Raw genomic sequence first — 19,013 nt, 5'->3', positions numbered from 1 at the left:
ATCATGGCCGTCATCGAAGAGGGCAATCGTCGAAAGCCGCCGGGAATATTTCGCAATCTGAATGCGAAAGTTGCAGCCCTTCCGATGATCGCGACGGTTCTCGTGGTCTTCATTGGCTGCACGCTCTGGACAGTCCTTTATTCCTTCACGTCTTCCAAATCGCTGCCGATGTTGAACTTTGTCGGCTTCGATCAATACACGCGCCTGTTCTCTGCCACCCGCTGGCATGTGTCGGTCCGCAATCTTGCGATCTATGGTGTCTTGTGCATGGGCTTTTCGCTCGTGACGGGCTTTGTGCTTGCGGCGTTGATGGACCAGAAGATTCGTTTCGAAAATACGTTCCGCACAATCTTTCTCTATCCCTATGCCTTGTCGTGTATCGTGACGGGTCTCGTCTGGCAGTGGATATTCAATCCACAACTCGGACTGGAGAAAGTGGTCCGCGATGTAGGTTTTGAAAATTTCCATATCGCGATCCTGTCGAGCCGGACCTACGTCATTTATGCGATTGTCATTGCCGGGCTTTGGCAGATGACAGGGCTCGTCATGGTCCTGATGCTGGCGGGGCTCCGCAGTGTCGATGAGGAAATCTGGAAGGCCGCACGAGTTGACGGCATTCCGAAATGGAAAACCTATCTGTTCATCATCCTGCCGATGATGCGTCCCGTCCTGGTGACGACCATCGTGTTGATCGCGACCGGCATCGTCAAACTCTACGATCTGGTTGTCGCCATGACCAATGGCGGTCCCGGCATCGCATCGGAAGTGCCGGCAAAATACGTCTACGACTTCATGTTCGGCTGGGCCAATCTGGGGCAGGGGCTTGCTGCATCTACGGTCATGTTGACTACAGTTTTGATCATCCTCGTTCCGTGGACGATGTTTGAGCATAGCCGGAGAAAAACGCGATGACGGAAGCTGTTCTGAACGGGAGGGTACGAGCCGGAACCGAAGCTGCGACGGACCAGACGCGTCCTGCGGCGAAGCAGGTCTCTCAGCCCTGGGGGCGCAAACCGAAACGGCGCTTTGCCCCAGCAACCATCATGCTCTACAGCGTGCTGTTTGTTTCTGCCGTCTATTACCTGCTGCCGCTTTATGTGATGGTTGTCACATCCCTGAAGGGTATGCCTGAAATCCGGCTCGGTAACATCTTTGCGCCGCCGGTCGAAATCACGTTCGAACCTTGGGTCAAGGCATGGAGCCAGGCTTGCACCGGCCTTTATTGCGAAGGAATCAGCGCAGGTTTCTGGAATTCCATCAAGATCACCGTGCCGAGCGTGATCGTTTCCATCGCGATCGCATCGGTGAATGGTTACGCGCTGGCAAACTGGAAGTTCAAGGGATCGGAAATCTTCTTCGCGGTGCTGCTGTTCGGGGCGTTTATTCCGTATCAGGTCATGCTCTATCCGCTCGTTATCATTACACGCGAACTGGGAATTTTCGGCACGCTGACCGGCGTTGTCTTCATCCATACGATTTTCGGCATGCCAATCCTCACGCTGCTGTTCCGCAATTATTTCGCCGGTCTGCCGCCGGAATTGTTCAAGGCGGCGCGTGTGGACGGTGCAGGTTTCTGGCGAATTTTCTTTCAGATCATGCTGCCGATGTCACTGCCAATTTTCGTAGTTGCGATCATTTTGCAGGTGACCGGTATCTGGAACGACTTTCTGTTTGGCGTGGTGTTCGCCGGAACGAAGAATTTTCCGATGACCGTGCAGTTGAACAATATCGTCAATTCCATGCAGGGCGTGAAGGAATACAACGTCAATATGGCAGCCACGATCCTGACCGGTGCCGTGCCACTGCTCGTTTACTTCCTCTCCGGCCGTTATTTCGTTCGCGGTATTGCCGCTGGCGCAGTGAAAGGATGAGTTCATGAATTCAAGCGTTTCCATCCAGGACCTGTCGCTTGGCTTCGGCACGGTCAATGTGCTGCAAAATCTCAATCTGGAAATCGGGGAAGGCGAGTTTCTCGTGCTTCTGGGGCCATCCGGTTGCGGAAAGTCGACGCTGCTCAATTGCGTGGCTGGTCTTCTCGATATTTCCGAAGGCAGCATCTTCATCAAGGGCCGAAATGTCACCTGGGATGAGCCAAAGGACCGGGGCATCGGCATGGTGTTTCAATCCTACGCGCTTTACCCGCAGATGACTGTCGAAAAGAACCTTTCTTTCGGATTGCGCGTGGCCGGTCTGCCGAAGGGGGAGATCGACAAACGCATCAAGCGTGCTGCCGAAATTCTCCAGATCGAACCCTTGCTGCAACGCAAACCCTCGGCATTGTCTGGTGGTCAGCGTCAGCGTGTTGCGATCGGTCGTGCATTGGTGCGCGACGTCGATGTGTTCCTGTTCGATGAACCGCTTTCCAATCTCGATGCAAAATTGCGCTCCGAGCTGCGCGTCGAGATCAAACGTCTTCATCAGAAACTCGGCAACACGATGATCTACGTTACCCACGACCAGATTGAAGCGCTGACACTGGCGGATCGCATTGCCGTGATGAAAGGTGGCGTGGTTCAGCAACTGGCCGACCCGCTGACGATCTACAACCGCCCGAAGAACCGGTTTGTCGCGGGTTTCCTGGGGTCGCCATCGATGAATTTCTTCGCTGGTGAAATTGCGGTCGCAGAAGGAAAGGCCGTATTCCACATCGGACAGACAGCCGTAGGGCTGGACGGATATGACGGAGCGCTACAGCCGGGTCGGAAGGCAACACTCGGTGTTCGTCCGGAACATGTCAGGCTTGAGGTCGAGGACGGATTCGAGGCGACGGTCGATCTGGATGAACCGATGGGCGCCGATAGTCTGGTCTGGCTTCGGCTGAACGGGCATCCGCTTTCCGCGCGCGTGGAAGCCGGAAAGCGTTATCGGGCAGGAGACAAGGTCAGGATCGGCTTCAAACCCGATACTCTGTCGCTTTTCGATGCTCAAACGGAGGAGAGGCTTTAGATGAACAGAGAACAACGCTCCCCTTAACAGCCTTCAGCAAGAGGCGACCATTGTTTTTGCTGACGGATCGGACACCGCGTCGATCCGCACGGGTGCATTTTGCTCAGAAAAACCAACGTAGTTCTGGAACGAGTTCAAAGGATAAGGACATGAACGGATATTCCTATCAGCTTTACAGCTCTCGTAATTTCCAGCCGCTGGAGCGCACACTCACAATGTTGCGCGACCTCGGCTATCGTCGTGTAGAAGGTTACGGGGGGATTTATGGTGATCCCGTTCGATTAAAGAAGGATCTCGATGCTTTGGGGCTTTCCATGCCTACCGGCCATTTTGGTCTGGATATGCTGGAAAATGAAGTGAGCCGCGTTCTGGAGATTGCCAGGGTTGCCGATATGAAGGCGATCTTCTGTCCTTATCTCGATGCAGATCGCCGCCCGGAAAGTGTCGCTGGTTGGCAGGAGTTTGGTAAACGCCTGGTCGCGGCTGGTGAGCCTTATCGCAAGGAAGGCTATGCCTTTGGCTGGCACAATCACGATTTCGAGTTCCGGCCCTTGGCTGACGGTTCCGTGCCGCAGGAACACATCCTGAATGCTTCGCCCGATCTGGTATGGGAGGCCGATATTGCCTGGATCATCAAAGGGGGAGCTGACCCGCTTGAATGGATCGAGCGTTACGGCAACCGGATACTGGCAGTTCATGTGAAGGACATCGCGGTGAATGGAGAAAAGGCCGACGAAGACGGTTGGGAAGATGTTGGTCACGGGACCGTCGACTGGCCTGCCTTGTTTACGGCTTTGCGCAAGACGCCTGCCCGCTATTTCATCATGGAACACGATAACCCGTCGGACGATACCCGGTTTGCGAGCCGTTCCATCGAAACCGTAAGAACTTTCTAAGTTGGAGAAAGAAATGACCAGGACACTTGGTGTCGGGATTATCGGCTGCGGTAATATATCGGCTGCATATCTGCGGCTGTCGCCTATGTTTCGAAACATCGAAATGAGGGCTTGCGCAGATATCAATCTGGCGGCGGCAAATGCGCGGGCAGAAGAGTTCGGCGTAAAGGCACAGACTATTGAGGAACTGCTTCGGAATGATGACATAGACATCATCGTCAACCTGACAATTCCAGATGCCCACTATGCCGTAACCAAGCAGATACTGGCGGCAGGCAAACACGCCTATTCGGAAAAGCCGCTGGTTCTTTCAATGGAGCAGGGGCTGGAACTGAAGGCACTTGCCGACGGCCGAGGTCTCAAAGTGGGGTGCGCTCCGGACACGTTTCTCGGCGGTGCGCACCAGTTGGCGCGGCGCGAAATCGATAGTGGAAATGTCGGCCGTATCACTTCAGGCACATGCCACGTCATGAGCCACGGTATGGAGCATTGGCATCCGAACCCGGACTTCTTCTTCAAGCATGGCGGCGGCCCCATACTCGATCTCGGGCCTTATTACATCGCAAATCTCGTCAATCTCATCGGGCCTGTGAAGCGTGTCGCGGCTTTGACTTCCATGGCGACACCGACGCGGACGATCAGTTCGGAACCGCGCAAAGGCGAAACGATTCCCGTGGAGACACCAACCACCATTCACGCACTGCTGGAATTCGAGCAAGGCGCAACAATAACGCTTTCAGCGAGTTGGGATGTGTGGGCGCACCGCCATGCGAACATGGAACTATATGGCACCGAAGGATCGCTCTATCTGCCGGACCCAAATTTTTTCGGTGGGGAGGTACAGATAGCGAAGCCGGGTGAGCCAGCCGAACCTGTCGAAAACTGGGAACACCCCTTTGGCATCGCCAATGAACAGCACTCGCAAGGCATGATGGCCAACTATAGAGCGGCAGGACTGGCAGATATGGCGGCCGCCATCCTGGAGGGTCGTGATATGCGCTGTTCGCTGGAACGCGCCCTGCATGGGGTCGATGTCATGTTGGCCATTCTGAGATCAGGTGAAGAAAAGCGTTTCATCGACATTGAAACACGATGCACGCGCCCGGAAGCACTCGATATCGCTGCCGCAGAAGCCTTGCTTCAGCCGGAAGAAAACAGAAAGAAACGGGCGGCAAACTGACTTTGCATCGCTCCTCCCGAGCGATTGGAGGCTATCCCGATCCCGCGGGATTGGGGTGGCCTCCACCCACCTAGCCTATTGTCTGCAGGGACTTGACGTCCTTGCCGTTGATCCGGCCCAGAATGGCTTTACCAAGTTGTTGGCCCGCGAGCTTGAAACTCTCCTCAACAACAATCAGGCCCGGACGAAACCAGTGCAAAATCTCGGTCGACTGTTTGGCTGCTACATCAACTTCATTGCCGATGTTCATTCCCGCATCTTCGATACCTGCAACAATTGCTAATGCAGCCGCACTGCCGGAGCAGATGATGCCGTCCGGCCGATCTGCTCTCTTCATCAGTTGAGCAACATGCAGCCGCAAGTCCTCAAGGGATGTATCAAGATCAACCCCTTCAAGTGGGGTTCCGCTGCAATGAAAGGTCCGCAGCCCCTCATAAAATCCACCCACCATATGCCGGTAATAGGTGAGGTGCGCTGGCGGAGTCAGCAGGGCAAGTCGCCTCCGCCCGAGCGTTGACAGTTTACCGACCATCTCCAGGGCAAAAGTGAAATTATCAAAGTCATGATAAGGATGTTCGATGCCCGTATCAGTGCGTCCGTGGGTGGCGAACGGGAAATCATGTTCGGTCAGATAATGGACGCGTTGGTCGTCCGGTTCTGTGCGTGAGAATATAATTCCGTCGGCTGAACCTGTCTCGACGATATAGCGGATCGGCTCGATGGGTGCCCTTGAATGAAAATAGGGCGTTAGAATGAGATGGTATTGCGTTTCGGCGAGTACATCCGCAACACCATGAATGACCTGACTGGTAAAGCCCATGATTTCATCTTGCGTATTAAGAACCAACGCAATGACGTTTGTTTTACCGGTACGAAGGCGTACGCCTGCACGATTGGGGCGATACCCGATCTGCCTCGCGATCAATTGCACGCGTTTGCGGGTTTCGGGGCCGATTTCAGGGGCATCCTTCAAGGCGCGGGAAACCGTGGTTACGCCCAGGCCAGTCATGAATGCTATTGTCTTCAGCGTGGGACGTTCGTTTTCGAGGAACGGTTTGGCTGGATTTGGCGGCTTGGAAACCGGCTGGCTCCGTTTTTCATTCATGCGCATTTCGTCCGGCGGCGAGGAACGATGTGGACAGGCAAACGATAGAAATCGCTTTATCTATCAATAGCTTGTTTTGATGGACTTGTCATCTTTTATGACCCGATATCGCTAACTTCCGACACAATTTCAGACCAACTATTCTGCGCGACAGGCGCCCACAAAGTCATTTTCTGGGAAATTGGCGCAATGGTTTCCATCAGTTTGAATTGCTTCGTTCTCTGTGCCGTTTTGACTGGAATGTCATGGTATTAATTCAGTATAATAGGACAATTCTCAATATGTCATGATGGAGTCGGTAGACGCATGTGGGAACCTATGTTGGAAATGCGCAAGGGGGTCACCAAGCACCGACTTCTGACGGAAAAAATTGTCGATGATATTGAAAAGGGCATTCTTCAACCCGCCATGCGTATGCCGACGCATCGGGACCTGGCTCACAAGCTCGGACTTTCGGTGCAGACCGTCAGTATCAGTTATAAGGAAGCTGAACGACGTGGTTATCTGCGCGGCGAGGTTGGGCGGGGAACATATGTCTGCAACCGGGTGACAGAGCGCGCGGACCGGTTCATGCTCGATCGTGATCCTAGCGGAACGGCGGATCTGTCGATCATTCGGGCGGTCTATACCGAAGCGCACGAGAATGCCTCGCGCCGCCTGCTGGAAGAATTGAGCCAGTCGGACAATGCAAGTTTCATGCGCCCCTGCCGTCCTATAGCGGGATTGGACAGACATCGTGCTGTCGCGCGGGATTGGCTGCGCAATCTGTCGGTTGATGTCGATCCGGGCCGGATCATCCTCACCAATGGTGCCGCACATGGGTTGTTTCTTGCTGTTGCCGCCGTCGTTCAGCCCGGGGAAGTAGTGCTCACGGAAAGCCTGACCGACCACGGCATCATAGGTCTTGCCAATGTGATCGGATTTACTTTGCGTGGACTCCCTACTGATGAACAGGGCATTCTACCGGATGCTTTTGAAACCGCCTGCAAGGCCGGTGATGTTCGTGCGCTCGTGATGATCCCGACACTGGGCAATCCGACCAGTCATCTGATGGGCGCAGGGCGTCGCATCGCCATCGCAGAAATTGCCCGGCGATACGATGTCTGCGTTATCGAGGATGAGGTTTACAAACCCATCCTTGAAGAAAAATTGCCTTCCATGCCGGAGTTGCTGCCCGATCTTGGCTTCTTTGTTACAAGTTTCACCAAGACGGTTATGACGGGCTTGCGTACCGGTTACCTCGTCGTTCCAACGCAATATTCCATTCGGGTTACATCTATTTTGCGCGTCACAAGCTGGAGCGGTGTCAATCTTATGGGTGAGATGGCCAGCCGCTGGATCGAAGATGGCACGGCGACGGAATTGATTGAAATCCAGCGCAGCGAGTTGCGATCCCGTCAGGCGCAGGTAACCGATATTCTGGGTTCGCATGTGGCGGGCAACAATCCGTTGTCGTTATGCGCCTGGCTGAAAATACCTCGCAACTGGTCTGAGGATGGGCTGGTGCGCGCGCTTGCCAATAAAGGCGTTGCGGTCACGCCATCGGACCCATTTGTTGCGGGTGCTGATCGAGGAAGTGGTGGTATTCGCATCTGTCTTGGGGGACGGCTTTCGCGCCCGGCATTGCAGACGGCACTTGAGACCATCCGCGAGACCTTTGCGCAATTGCCGCCTGTCTACGATGTGGGATCGATCGCCTGAAAGCCAGTTTCTAAAGCACCGAACGCAGGAACTCTTTGGTGCGTGCCTCGCTCGGGGTCTGGAATATCTGTTCCGGCGTGCCTTGCTCGCAGATACGCCCCTTATCGAAAAAGCAAACGCGATCAGATACTTCCCGGGCAAATCGCATTTCATGCGTGACAAGGAGCATGGTCAGGTCATGCTCCTGTGCCAGCCCGCGAATGACTGACAGCACTTCGCCCACGAGCTGCGGATCAAGAGCGGACGTGGGTTCGTCAAACAACAATACGCGTGGGCGCATGGCAAGTGAGCGGGCAATGGCGACGCGCTGCTGCTGGCCACCGGATAGCTGCGAAGGATAGTGGTCTTTCTTGTCGGTCAAGCCCACGAGGGAGAGCAGGTCGAGTGCGCGGGCCTCTGCTTCGGCGCGCTTCATTCCCAGAACATGAATCGGGGCCTCGATTATGTTTCGCAGCACCGACATGTGCGGGAACAGATTAAAGCTCTGGAACACCATGCCGACATGCGACCTGATCTTGCGCAAATGGCCTTCACTTGCCTGAAATTGTCCTTTGCCGTTCGGCTCGTGATAGGACATGTCTGCAAGCTCGAGAGTACCCTCCTGAAACGGCTCCAAGGTCATGAGGATACGGAGAACTGTCGATTTCCCTGAGCCCGAGGGGCCGATGAGGGTGACCTTCTCGCCTGATTTGACGGAAAAATTGAAGCGATCCAGCACGGTCAGCGCTCCGAAGCGCTTGGTTACGTCCTGAAAGCGGATAATTTCCTGGGTCATTTGAGAGCGATCCCGTTTTTTGGAAGTGTGCGTTCGAGCAGGCGTATGAGTGCCGAGCAGATCAAGGTCAGCACCAGGAAAATCAGGCCTACCATCGACAGCGGAACCAGATATTCGAAGGTGCGGTCGCCGATCAGATTGGCGAGGTTCAGCATGTCGACGATGCTGACAACCGAGAGCACCGGGGTCTCCTTCAGCATGGAAACCAGGTAATTGCCCATGGCCGGGATGATCCGGGGTATGGCTTGCGGAATGACAATGTCGCGATAGGTTCGCCAGGGCGTGAGATTCAATGCGCGTGCGGCTTCCCATTGTCCTCGCGGGATCGCTTCGATACCTCCGCGATAAACTTCCGACGTATAGGCCGAATATTGAAGACCAAGTGCCAGAGCGCCGGTCAGAAATGCAGGCAGAACAATGCCGTATACGGGGAGCACGTAATAGAGGAAAAACAGCTGCACCAGCAGTGGTGTATCACGCAGGAACTCCACTACAACCGTCGTTGGCCAGGATATGATCTTGTATGGGCTGCGACGGAGAAGAGCAAAGACAAGGCCAAGGACCAGCGCAATTGCAAAGCCCGTGGCAGCGGCTTTCAAAGTTACGGTGAGACCAATCGCCAGAATTGGCAGAATGGAAATCGCGAACGAAAGAGTGGATGAGGTGTCCCAGGCATAACCGTAGATCATGCGAAACCTCCGGCCATGGTCTGGCGTCTCAGACGCCGCTCCAGCCAGCGAATGGCCGCTGACAGCACGAGCGCCATTGCAAAATAACCGAGCAGGGTCAGCGAATAGATTGTCACGCTGTCGAGCGTCAGGTTTCGCAAGCGCTGGGCCTGGAAGGTGAGGTCGCTGATCGCAATGAGCGAAGCAAGCGCGGTGTCCTTGAGGTTGTGAATGGCAAGGTTGCCGAAGGCCGGCATCATTTCGACTACTGCTTGCGGAAGAATGACATGAAACAAGGTACGACCCTTGCTGAAATTGAGCGCCCGGGCGGCTTCATGTTGTGCTTCCGGCACCGCCTGTAAGGCACCGCGAACCACTTCTGCGCCATAGGCACCGATGTTGAGACCAAGGCCCATGATGCCGGTTGTGATCGGATCAAACGAAATGCCGATCAGCGGCAAGGCATAATAGAGCCAGAAAAGCTGCACCAGCAGAGACGTGCCGCGGAATATCTCGATATAGATCACCGCAATCGTGGAAAGGATCGGTCCACCCGCAAATCGGGCAATTCCGGCGGAAAATGCCAGTATGGTGCCAATGGCCATCGAACTGAGGGCAAGAATGGCAGTGATTTGCGCTCCCTTGAAAAGGGCGGGAAGATATTCCGTCCAATGCATATAATCGTCTCCCGATTGAGATGAGACAATGCCCGCCGAACCGCTCACGGTTCGGCGGGCGCAAATCAACTTACTTTGGATTGCAGAGGCTGGCTGTATCCACTGTTCGTGCAGCTTCTACGCTTTCCTCGCTAAGCCCATAAGTCATCAGGATTTTTTTGTAGTCGTCTGTCTTCTTGAATTCGATGAGCGCCTTGTTGAAAGCTTCATAGAATTCCTTGTCTTCCGGACGGAAGCTGAACGCGCCGAAGCTTCTCGCAGATTTGCCGTTCACAACTGGATCGGTGAACGGATGCGCCTGTTCCAGTTCCGGTGAATTGTCGACCAGCTTGGCGACCGTCAGTTCCGTTGCAGCATAGGCATCAGCGCGCCCGGTCTGGACCGTCGATGGTGCATCGGCATTGCCCTGGATCATGACGATCTGTGATTCATCGATCCCCATTCCATGCAGAAAATCGATCTGGTCCGCACCGGAAACGATTGCGACTTTCAGCGATGGATCTTTCTTGATGTCTTCATAGGAATGAATGTTCTTTGGGTTGCCCTTGGGAACCAGAAGGCCTTCACCGTAACTCGAATTTGCGACGGTGAACTGGACCTGCTTGCAGCGGTCCGGCAAGACATTCTGCTCCGCCGCGACGAACTCGAACCGCTTGGCCTTCAGACCGGGAATGAGCGAGCCGAACGGGGTAACAGTCCAGTCGATTTCTTCAATTCCAAGTTTCTTGAAGATCGCTGCGGCGACGTCAGGGCCTATCCCCTTGGCCGCGCCGCTCTCGTCCATGTAGCCGTAGGGCACCTCATTGGCCGTTGCCCCCCGAACAAAGCCGGCACCCTTGAGATCATCGATGGTGACAGCTTGTGACGGAAGCGTGAAAGACAAGACCGCAACTGCCGAAAACAGAGCGGAAATTGTAAGATGTTTCATGCGCATTGTGTTCACTCCTCTTTATGAACGCCGGTTGTTCTATTGTCCGGCTTGTCAGTTGGCGTTAATGATCGTCTATCCCGGAGACGGCTCCTCACTGATCGTGGCAATGACCGACAGGCAGTCCCCCATTTTGATGAGACCAGGAAAATGCCGGGCTGCGAGAATTCCATCGAGCGCGGCACGGTATTCCTGCGGAGCCATGCCTGTGCGGGTGACGGTATGAACCCGCGCAATGACGTCGCCTTTGCGTATCTGAGCTCCGAGATCAACCAAAGGTTCAAGTAATCCCTCGGTGTCGGCAAAACCGAAACATTCCTGCGATGGCATATCGAGCCATGTTGTTGGCGACAGCTCGACCTCTCCTTGCAGAATGCCTGCATGGCGCAAAAGGTTGCGAATGCCGCGCTTGGCTATGGAAGCAGTGCGGGCGGAGATCGTACCGCCGCCGGAAAGCTCGGTCGTGACAAACACCTTGCCCGCTTCCTCTGCTATCGTGTCGTACATGCCGACAGCGTCAATCTCGATCATCCGCATCGAGAAAGGCGCCGAAAAGGCTTTGACCGCCGCAAAGCAGCGGAGTTCCTGTGCCGTATCCGGCAAGGCATGTGCGGCTGCGTAAGGCAGAAAATCGAGTGTTCGCCCGCCAGAATGGAAATCCATGACGATATCGGCTGCCGGCAAAAGGTAGCGGGTGAAATAGTCGGCAATCTTTTCAGTAACTGTGCCATCTGGACGGCCCGGGAAGCTGCGGTTGAGGTTGCCCTTGTCGATGGGAGATGTTCGCGTTCCCGCAAGAAAGGCAGGATAGTTCATGGCCGGAACAATGATGACGCGGCCCCTGATCTCTTCCGGTTTCAGATTGGCTGCGAGATCATAAAGAGCGACAGGCCCTTCATATTCATCGCCATGATTGGCGCCGGTTAAGAGCGCGGTCGGACCGTCGCCGTTGCGGATGACGCAGATCGGCAACATCAGCGATCCCCATGCGGAATCGTCTCTGGACCATGGCAGCCGCAGATGTCCGTGCTGAACGCCGTCGCGGTTGAGGTCGACAGTGGGCGTGATCGGGGAGGGACGTGAGCGAGGCGAGGTGTGCATCATCGCAACGTCCTAATCCTTGACCACGAGCTTGCGCGGTACATTCGAAAGACACTCCACGCCGGTTTCAGTGATAACGATGCTCTCGGTGATCTCCAGCCCCATCGTTTCCAGCCAAAGGCCCGTCATGAAATGAAAGGTCATGCCTGGCTGCAACTCGGTGCGGTCGCCGGGACGCAGGCTCATTGTGCGTTCACCCCAATCCGGCGGATAGGACAAGCCGATGGAGTAGCCGGTGCGGTTGTCCTTGATAATCCCGTACTTCTTGAGCACTGCGAAGAAGCCGTTGGCTATATCTTCGCATGTATTGCCGGGTCGAGCAGCCGCGAGTCCTGCCTCCATGCCTTCGAGCGTGGCCTCCTCGGCATCAAGAAAAGCCTGCGTCGGCTTGCCCAGAAACACGGTACGCGACAGAGGGCAGTGATAGCGCTTGTAGCAACCGGCGATCTCGAAGAAGGTGCCTTCACCGGTCTTCATAGGCAGATCGTTCCACGTCAGATGCGGTGCGGAGGCGTCGGGCCCGGAAGGCAGCAGAGGCACGATGGCTGGGTAATCGCCGCCGAAACCCTCAACGCCGCGTGTGCCTGCGTCGTAGATTTCCGCAACCAGATCGCATTTTCGCATGCCCGGCTCGATTTTATCGACGATACGCCGATGCATAGCTTCAACAATCCGGCCAGCTTTGCGCATATAGTCGATTTCCGTCGGACTTTTGACGGCGCGCTGCCAGTTGACCAGTCCTTGCGCATCCCTGAAGCGGGCATTCGGCAGATGTTTCTGCAAAGCGTGATGGGCCGCAGCCGTGTACCAGTAATTGTCCAGCTCAACGGCAATCGTCTTGCTGCCCCAACCCTTTTCCTCCAATATCGAAGCCAGAAGATCCATGGGATGCCGGTCAAGCGACTGCACGTAATGATCGGGATAGCCGATGATATTGTCATGGCTGATCCACGCGGTGCGTTTCGCGCCATTTCCATCCTGACCGCGACCGTACCAGATCGGTTCCCCCTCCATCGAAAGCACAGCGCATTGATGCACGTAAAAGGACCAGCCGTCATAGCCGGTCAGCCAGTGCATATTGGACGGATCGGTGACGATGATGACATCGAAGCCTGCCTTCTCCATTGCGCGACGGGTTTTTGCTATCCGCTGATCGTATTCCGCGCGGGTGAAGTTGAGTTCCACACTCATCGACTGGCTCCTGCAGTTTTAGTTGAATCGATTTTCGTGCCTGCATCGCGCAGGCTGGCGCGCTCTGTCGCAAGACGAGCGATGGCCGTGTCCTGAACGCCCGTCCCGGTGAGGTCACAAAAGGTTATGTCCGCTGCCTTTCGTTGGAAGGCAGAGGCATTGAGAGCGATCTGGCCGAGTTCTGGAAAAATCGTATCCGCCGCGACAATTCCCGCCGAAATCGCATGATGCAACTCACCGAGCCTGCGTGTTTGTGAAAGGCTGTCCGCGACATAGATGACCGGTCGCAGGAAAAGGGCTGGATCAATCTCGTTCTTGTGTTCGGCGTCCGAACCCATTGCGGTGATGTGCTGGCCGGACACAAGCCATTCGGCCTTTATGAGCGGCGTTTCGGATGGCGTTGTCGTCACGATAATATCCGCGCTCTCGCAGGCGTGTCGTGCGTCAGCGGTTGCTGTCACCTGTATTCCGAACTTCTCTGAAAAGCTTCGCGCTGCTTTTTGTGCACTTTCGAAGTTGCGTGCCCAGATCCGTGCCTCGGAGATCGGGCGCACGAGGGTCAGGGCTTCAAGCTGCATTCCTGCCTGCATGCCTGCACCGAAGATCGCAGCGACACGGGCGTCTTCCCTTGCCAGGTGTTTTGCCGCGACAGCACCGGCTGCGGCGGTACGCACATCGGTCAGATAGCCATTATCCAGCAATAGAGCCTCGACAAGCCCGGTCTTCGCTGAGAACTGGATCATCAGCCCGTTGGTAGAAGGCAGACCGATCGAAGGATTGTTGAAGAAACCGGGGCTCACCTTGATGGCAAAACTGTCAAGTCCGGGAATGTAGGCCGTTTTCACGTCAACTTCGCCACGTTGGGCTGGGATGTCCAGTCGTAGTATTGGCGGCATGTTGACACCGCCACCGGCGAGTGCCTGAAAAGCACTTTCCACACACGCCACGCTTGCCATGTCGAGGGTAATGATCTGCCTTAAATCAGCTTCGGTGAGAATTCTCATTTCAGCCATCAGCCAGCCCTCCGATAGCGGTCTTCCACGATTGCGCGGTGCTGTCCAGGATCGATGTTGCCGCCGGAGATAACGACGGCGGCCGGTCCGGTTGGCTTGATCTTTCCGCTCAACAAGGCCCCAATGCCGACGGCCGCAGCACCTTCGACGACTTCACCTTCCCGCGTCGCGGCATGTCGGATTCCTGCTGCAATCTCCTCTTCATCGAGCAGGACCACTTCGTCCAATAGCGAGCGGCACATCTCAAAAGTCCAATGATTGTCGAGCCCGATACCGCCGCCCAATGAATCTGCAAGCGTCTCCAGCTCCTCGACATTGACCGGTCTGCCAGCTTTGAGGCTGGCATCCATGGCTGCGCCACGAGACATGGAAACGCCGATGATACGGCAATGAGGTCGCCGGGCTTTAACAGCTGCGGCGATGCCTGCAGCAAGTCCTCCGCCTGAAAGAGGAACGACAACAGTCTCAATGTTCGGCTGGTCATCAAGGATTTCCAGGCCGATTGTGCCCTGTCCGGCAATAATGCGCTGATCGTCGAACGGGGGAATGACATTCATTCCTTCTTCGCGGGCAAGGCGCGCCACCTCGTCCATGGCGTCATCCTGCGATTTTCCGACAATACGCACATCTGCACCAAGATCGCGGATTGCATCGACCTTGTTGCGCGGCACCAGCGAAGAGAGGCAAACGGTCGCGATCAATCCTTGTTCCGACACAGCGTGCGCAAGGGCACGTCCGTGATTGCCGGTCGACGCCGTCACAAGTCCACGTCTGCGATCATCGGACGACAGGCAAAGGACAGCGTTGGTCGCACCACGCAGTTTGAAGCTGCCCGTCGTCTGTCGATTTTCCAGTTTGAGATAAACCGAGGTTCCGGCGAATCCGCTCAGATGCTCGGAGCGCGTCAGTGGTGTTTTCACGACGAGGCTTTTCAACCTGTCACGCGCTGCTTCGATAACCTCAAGGTCAATCGTTTCATTCGTCACTCGTGGCACGGCGCTGCCTCTCATAGCGTCATGACGACAGGGAATGCAGTGTTGAACTCTGTCAAACGCTGCGATGGACGAGCGGATAGAAGGCGCAATGATGCACCGCGTGCGAAACCGTATGTCCGCATCCTCGTTCCCCATATGTCTGATTTTTTGTTCTTGGCTCTATGTGTGAAAGACCATTCTGATCATGTCAATAATTATATTGGATCATTACAATCATGATCTGTAACGACTTTTATGTGCGGGAGCCTTGTCAGCGGCGCGGGGGCGTGCCAATGAAAACAGAAGTGTTTGCAGATGCTGGATCAAAAGAATGAAAGCCGCCTTGAAGCTCGACGCCGTCGATTTGCGTATTCTCCGAGCCGTTCAGGAGAATGCGCGGATCACCAAGCTTGCTTTGGCGGAGAAGGTCGGGCTTTCGGCGACACCTTGCTGGCTGCGGCTGCGCAAGCTGGAAGAAGCGGGCGTTGTGACCGGCTATCACGCGCGCATCGCCTATCGAAAAATAGCCCCTATTGCCCATGTCATAGTCCAGATTACGCTGGGCAATCATCGCCAAAGCGATTTCGACGGGTTCGAGAGAGCCGTCACAGCTGTACCCGAAATCGTGTCGTGCTGGTCGGTTGGCGGTGGGGTGGACTATTTTCTTATGATCGTGGCGCGCGACATTGATGGCTATCAGCGGCTGATTGACCGTCTTCTGGACCAGAATATCGGTATAGAACGCTACTTCACCTATATCGTAACCAAGTTGGTCAAGGACGAGAAGACAAGTGCGCCTTTGTCGCTGTTCAAGGAAGCCGCGGACTAGCCCAAACAGACTGTCTGGCTCTTAAAGTTAGTCCATTTCGCATGTTCGTGGAGATCGGTTTGGTCTGAATCCAGAACTATTCTGTGACAGACTTCTTCCTGAATTGGGAGAAGAACAATGAACGCCGTTCTGGATCATCCGATACGACATGACGGGCTTGGCACGCTCCGCGATAAACATCTTTTTCGTGAACTGGGCTATGTTGAGGGGCGCTGGGTAGCAGGAGAGAAGGCTGAAACCTTTTCTGTTCTCGATCCTGCAACCGGTCAGCGGCTTGCCCGTGTGACAAGCCTCGGCGAAGCCGAGACTGCACTTGCGATTGATGCCGCTGTAAAGGCCTTTCCGTCCTGGCGGGATAAACTGCCTCAGGAACGATCAGCAGTTTTGCGGCGTTGGTTCGAGTTGGTCACGACACATCGTGAAGACCTCGCATTGTTGATGACGCTGGAGCAGGGCAAGCCACTGGCGGAATCGCGCGGCGAGATCGACTACGGCGCATCGTTCATCGAATGGTTTGCCGAAGAAGCGAAGCGGCTTAATGGTGAAACCATAGCAAGCCATCTCCAGAATGCCGAGATGCTCGTACGTCGCGAAGCGCTTGGGGTCGTCGCGCTTGTTACCCCTTGGAATTTTCCGCATGCCATGATTACCCGTAAGGCTGCTGCAGCGATTGCAGCAGGTTGCCCAGTTGTCGTGCATCCGTCTTCAGAAACACCGCTCTCCGCACTTGCTCTGGCGGAACTGGCCGAGCGCGCGGGAATGCCAGCAGGCATATTCAATGTGGTAACAGGTAAGGCTGCGCCTATCGTCGATGTTTTATGCCGCGATGAGCGGGTGCGGGGACTGAGCTTCACCGGTTCAACCGAAATCGGCAAGTTGATTGCTACCAAGAGCGCTAACACGATGAAGCGGCTCGTCATGGAGCTTGGCGGTCACGCACCCTTGATCATTTTCGATGATGCTGATGTTGAACGGGCCGTCGATGTGGCGATGGCTGCCAAGTTTGCAACGTCCGGTCAGGATTGCCTTGCTGCAAACCGTATCTTCGTCCAACGCGGTATTCTGAAATCTTTCACCGAAGCGTTTGCTACGCGCATCGCCGCCCTGAAAGTCGGCAACGGGCTTGATCCGGCATCGGATATAGGCCCTCTGATGCATAGTCGCGCGGTCGCCAAGGTCGAAGAGCAAGTGCTCGATGCCAAGCAGCGGGGCGCCAGAATAGTCACCGGGGGCAACCGGCTTGGAGAAGCCGGGCTTTTCTTCGAGCCGACTTTGCTGGTTGATGTGCCGGACGACGCTGCAATCATGCGGGAGGAGACATTCGGGCCGGTCGCCGCCGTCACGGCTTTTGACGACGAGGATGAAGTTGTCGCTCGTGCCAATGCCACGCAATATGGTCTTGTTGCCTATGTCGTGACTGCAAACGGCGCACGACAACTCCGGATGGGCCGTGTCCTCGAATATGGAATGGTGGCCATCAACCGCGCGAAGATCACCGGCGCACCGATCCCATTCGGTGGCTGGAAGCAATCGGGGCTTGGCCGTGAAGGCTCCCATCAGGGCATCGAAGCCTTCACCGAAATCAAATATCTCTGCATCGATACCGCCGCGTGAAAGCGTGGCGACAGGAAAGGAACATACCCATGTTGAACAATAGCAATGAACTCACCGCCTGGGACCGGGATCATTTCTTTCATCCCTCCACCCATATGGGCATGCATGCGCGGGGTGAAACACCAACGCGCGTGCTGGAGGGCGGCGAAGGCGTCTATATTGCCGATGTGAACGGTCGAAAGAGCCTCGACGCTTTCGCGGGTCTTTATTGCGTCAATGTTGGTTATGGTCGCACGGAAATCGCGGATGCGATTGCAGAGCAGGCGCGCAAACTTGCCTATTATCATGCCTATGTCGGTCATGGCACCGAAGTGTCCATCACGCTCGCCAAGATGATCATCGACCGCGCACCGGACCATATGAGCCGTGTTTACTTCGGCCTTTCCGGCTCGGATGCGAATGAAACCAACATCAAGCTCATCTGGTACTACAACAATATTCTCGGACGCCCGGAGAAGAAAAAGATCATTTCTCGTTGGCGCGGATATCACGGCTCCGGCGTAATGACCGGCAGCATGACCGGGCTTGCGACGTTCCATAACGCATTCGATCTGCCGCGCGCGCCTGTCCTGCACACGGAGTCACCCTATTATTTTCGACGGGCGGATCGCTCTATGAGCGAAGAGCAGTTCTCGCAACATTGCGCCGACAAGCTCGAGGAAATGATCCTTGCAGAAGGCCCGGATACAATCGCAGCCTTTATCGGTGAACCTGTTCTTGGTACCGGCGGCATCGTTCCGCCTCCGTCTGGCTATTGGCAGAAGATCCAGGTGGTTCTTGATCGCTATGATATTCTGCTTGTTGCTGACGAAGTGGTCACCGGTTTCGGCCGTTTGGGCAGCATGTTCGGGTCCGAGCACTATGGCATGAAGCCCGATCTGATCACCATCGCCAAGGGATTGACCTCGGCCTATGCACCGCTTTCCGGCTCGATTGTATCGGACCGTATGTGGCAGGTGCTGGTTCAGGGATCGGACAAGATGGGACCGATCGGCCATGGCTGGACCTATTCGGCCCATCCCATCTGTGCAGCGGCAGGCGTGGCCAACCTCAAACTCATCGACGAACTGAAGCTGGTCGAAAATGCCGGTTCCACAGGCATCTATTTCCGCAAGGCATTGGCGGATGCTCTCGGTGAACATCGCCATGTCGGGGAAATTCGCGGCGAGGGGCTGATGGCGGCGATCGAGTTTGTCGAAGATCGTGACGACCGCAGGTTTTTCGATCCGTCGCTCAAAATCGGTGCACAGGTTTCGACGGCGCTCCTGGCCAACGGTGTTATCGGGCGAGCCATGCCGGAAGGCGATATTCTGGGCTTCGCGCCGCCACTTTGCCTTACGCCTGAGGAAGCGGACAAGATTGTTGCAGCTACGAAAAAGGCTGTCGACACCGTCTTTGCATGAGTGATTGTCCCC

General features: G+C 55.5%; 18 protein-coding genes. 9 read left to right on the top strand and 9 right to left on the bottom strand.

The window, feature by feature from the left end; genetic code table 11:
• Positions 1-3: 3 nt before the first annotated feature.
• The 5 genes from JNC63_RS00810 (at position 4) to JNC63_RS00790 (ending at position 5,022) form a co-directional block, all read left to right on the top strand.
• A complete protein-coding gene (locus JNC63_RS00810; RefSeq protein WP_075041470.1) occupies positions 4-912 on the top strand; it encodes a carbohydrate ABC transporter permease in 909 nt (302 codons plus the stop codon).
• Entirely contained in the window at positions 909-1,871 is a 963-nt protein-coding gene (locus tag JNC63_RS00805) for a carbohydrate ABC transporter permease (protein WP_006468713.1), read from the top strand. Before JNC63_RS00810 ends, JNC63_RS00805 begins: the two co-directional genes overlap by 4 nt.
• 4 nt (positions 1,872-1,875) lie before the next feature.
• Positions 1,876-2,946 carry an ABC transporter ATP-binding protein gene (locus JNC63_RS00800; RefSeq protein WP_021585655.1) on the top strand — a complete coding sequence of 357 codons (1,071 nt, stop codon included), beginning with the start codon at positions 1,876-1,878 and terminating at the stop codon, positions 2,944-2,946.
• Between the two features lie 149 nt (positions 2,947-3,095).
• Positions 3,096-3,842: a sugar phosphate isomerase/epimerase family protein gene (locus JNC63_RS00795; RefSeq protein ID WP_021585654.1), complete on the top strand. Its 747-nt coding sequence runs from the start codon at positions 3,096-3,098 to the stop codon at positions 3,840-3,842.
• Between the two features lie 13 nt (positions 3,843-3,855).
• Positions 3,856-5,022 carry a Gfo/Idh/MocA family protein gene (locus JNC63_RS00790; RefSeq protein WP_021585653.1) on the top strand — a complete coding sequence of 389 codons (1,167 nt, stop codon included), beginning with the start codon at positions 3,856-3,858 and terminating at the stop codon, positions 5,020-5,022.
• Between the two features lie 70 nt (positions 5,023-5,092).
• On the opposite strand, the gene JNC63_RS00785 is transcribed toward JNC63_RS00790, so the two are convergent.
• Entirely contained in the window at positions 5,093-6,127 is a 1,035-nt protein-coding gene (locus JNC63_RS00785) for a LacI family transcriptional regulator (RefSeq protein WP_021585652.1), read from the bottom strand.
• Positions 6,128-6,433: 306 nt separating this feature from the next.
• Here JNC63_RS00785 and ehuR point away from each other — a divergent pair, with 306 nt between their 5' ends.
• Complete coding sequence (gene ehuR / locus JNC63_RS00780; protein WP_031346218.1) at positions 6,434-7,828, top strand: MocR-like ectoine utilization transcription factor EhuR; 1,395 nt, start codon at positions 6,434-6,436, stop codon at positions 7,826-7,828.
• 10 nt (positions 7,829-7,838) lie between these two features.
• Here ehuR and ehuA read toward each other — a convergent pair whose 3' ends face one another.
• From ehuA to eutB, 8 genes are all read right to left on the bottom strand, one after another.
• Positions 7,839-8,603 carry an ectoine/hydroxyectoine ABC transporter ATP-binding protein EhuA gene (ehuA, locus tag JNC63_RS00775; RefSeq protein ID WP_021585650.1) on the bottom strand — a complete coding sequence of 255 codons (765 nt, stop codon included), beginning with the start codon at positions 8,601-8,603 and terminating at the stop codon, positions 7,839-7,841.
• On the bottom strand, positions 8,600-9,292 hold the full coding sequence (gene ehuD, locus JNC63_RS00770; RefSeq protein WP_006468720.1) for an ectoine/hydroxyectoine ABC transporter permease subunit EhuD: 693 nt from the start codon (positions 9,290-9,292) through the stop codon (positions 8,600-8,602). Before ehuD ends, ehuA begins: the two co-directional genes overlap by 4 nt.
• Positions 9,289-9,948 (bottom strand): ectoine/hydroxyectoine ABC transporter permease subunit EhuC, encoded by a 660-nt coding sequence (gene ehuC, locus JNC63_RS00765; RefSeq protein WP_063620441.1) that lies wholly within the window; start codon positions 9,946-9,948, stop codon positions 9,289-9,291. The genes ehuD and ehuC overlap by 4 nt, the downstream gene beginning before the upstream one ends.
• Before the next feature lie 70 nt (positions 9,949-10,018).
• Complete coding sequence (gene ehuB / locus JNC63_RS00760; RefSeq protein ID WP_021585648.1) at positions 10,019-10,882, bottom strand: ectoine/hydroxyectoine ABC transporter substrate-binding protein EhuB; 864 nt, start codon at positions 10,880-10,882, stop codon at positions 10,019-10,021.
• 69 nt (positions 10,883-10,951) lie between these two features.
• Positions 10,952-11,980, bottom strand: coding sequence for a N(2)-acetyl-L-2,4-diaminobutanoate deacetylase DoeB (gene doeB, locus JNC63_RS00755; protein WP_021585647.1), 1,029 nt, complete (start codon positions 11,978-11,980; stop codon positions 10,952-10,954).
• A 9-nt stretch (positions 11,981-11,989) separates the two neighbouring features.
• The gene (gene doeA / locus JNC63_RS00750; protein ID WP_021585646.1) at positions 11,990-13,168 is read right to left on the bottom strand and encodes an ectoine hydrolase DoeA; all 1,179 of its coding nucleotides are present in this window, start codon (positions 13,166-13,168) and stop codon (positions 11,990-11,992) included.
• Positions 13,165-14,181, bottom strand: a complete 1,017-nt coding sequence (locus tag JNC63_RS00745) for a cyclodeaminase (protein WP_021585645.1) — start codon at positions 14,179-14,181, stop codon at positions 13,165-13,167. The genes doeA and JNC63_RS00745 overlap by 4 nt, the downstream gene beginning before the upstream one ends.
• Positions 14,181-15,191: a hydroxyectoine utilization dehydratase EutB gene (gene eutB / locus JNC63_RS00740; RefSeq protein ID WP_052018817.1), complete on the bottom strand. Its 1,011-nt coding sequence runs from the start codon at positions 15,189-15,191 to the stop codon at positions 14,181-14,183. Before eutB ends, JNC63_RS00745 begins: the two co-directional genes overlap by 1 nt.
• Positions 15,192-15,486: 295 nt before the next feature.
• On the opposite strand from eutB, the gene JNC63_RS00735 reads away from it, so the two are divergent.
• The 3 genes from JNC63_RS00735 (at position 15,487) to JNC63_RS00725 (ending at position 19,001) form a co-directional block, all read left to right on the top strand.
• Positions 15,487-15,984, top strand: coding sequence for an Lrp/AsnC family transcriptional regulator (locus JNC63_RS00735; RefSeq protein ID WP_063620439.1), 498 nt, complete (start codon positions 15,487-15,489; stop codon positions 15,982-15,984).
• Between the two features lie 117 nt (positions 15,985-16,101).
• A complete protein-coding gene (locus tag JNC63_RS00730; protein WP_021585642.1) occupies positions 16,102-17,598 on the top strand; it encodes an NAD-dependent succinate-semialdehyde dehydrogenase in 1,497 nt (498 codons plus the stop codon).
• Positions 17,599-17,627: 29 nt separating this feature from the next.
• Positions 17,628-19,001: an aspartate aminotransferase family protein gene (locus JNC63_RS00725; protein WP_021585641.1), complete on the top strand. Its 1,374-nt coding sequence runs from the start codon at positions 17,628-17,630 to the stop codon at positions 18,999-19,001.
• The last annotated feature ends 12 nt before the right edge of the window (positions 19,002-19,013 follow it).

This window comes from Brucella ciceri (assembly GCF_041930145.1).
In the GTDB taxonomy this organism is placed as follows: Bacteria; Pseudomonadota; Alphaproteobacteria; order Rhizobiales; family Rhizobiaceae; genus Brucella; species Brucella intermedia.
Note: the sequence above shows the minus strand (reverse complement) of the source record. Positions and strands in the feature narration are given on the sequence as shown.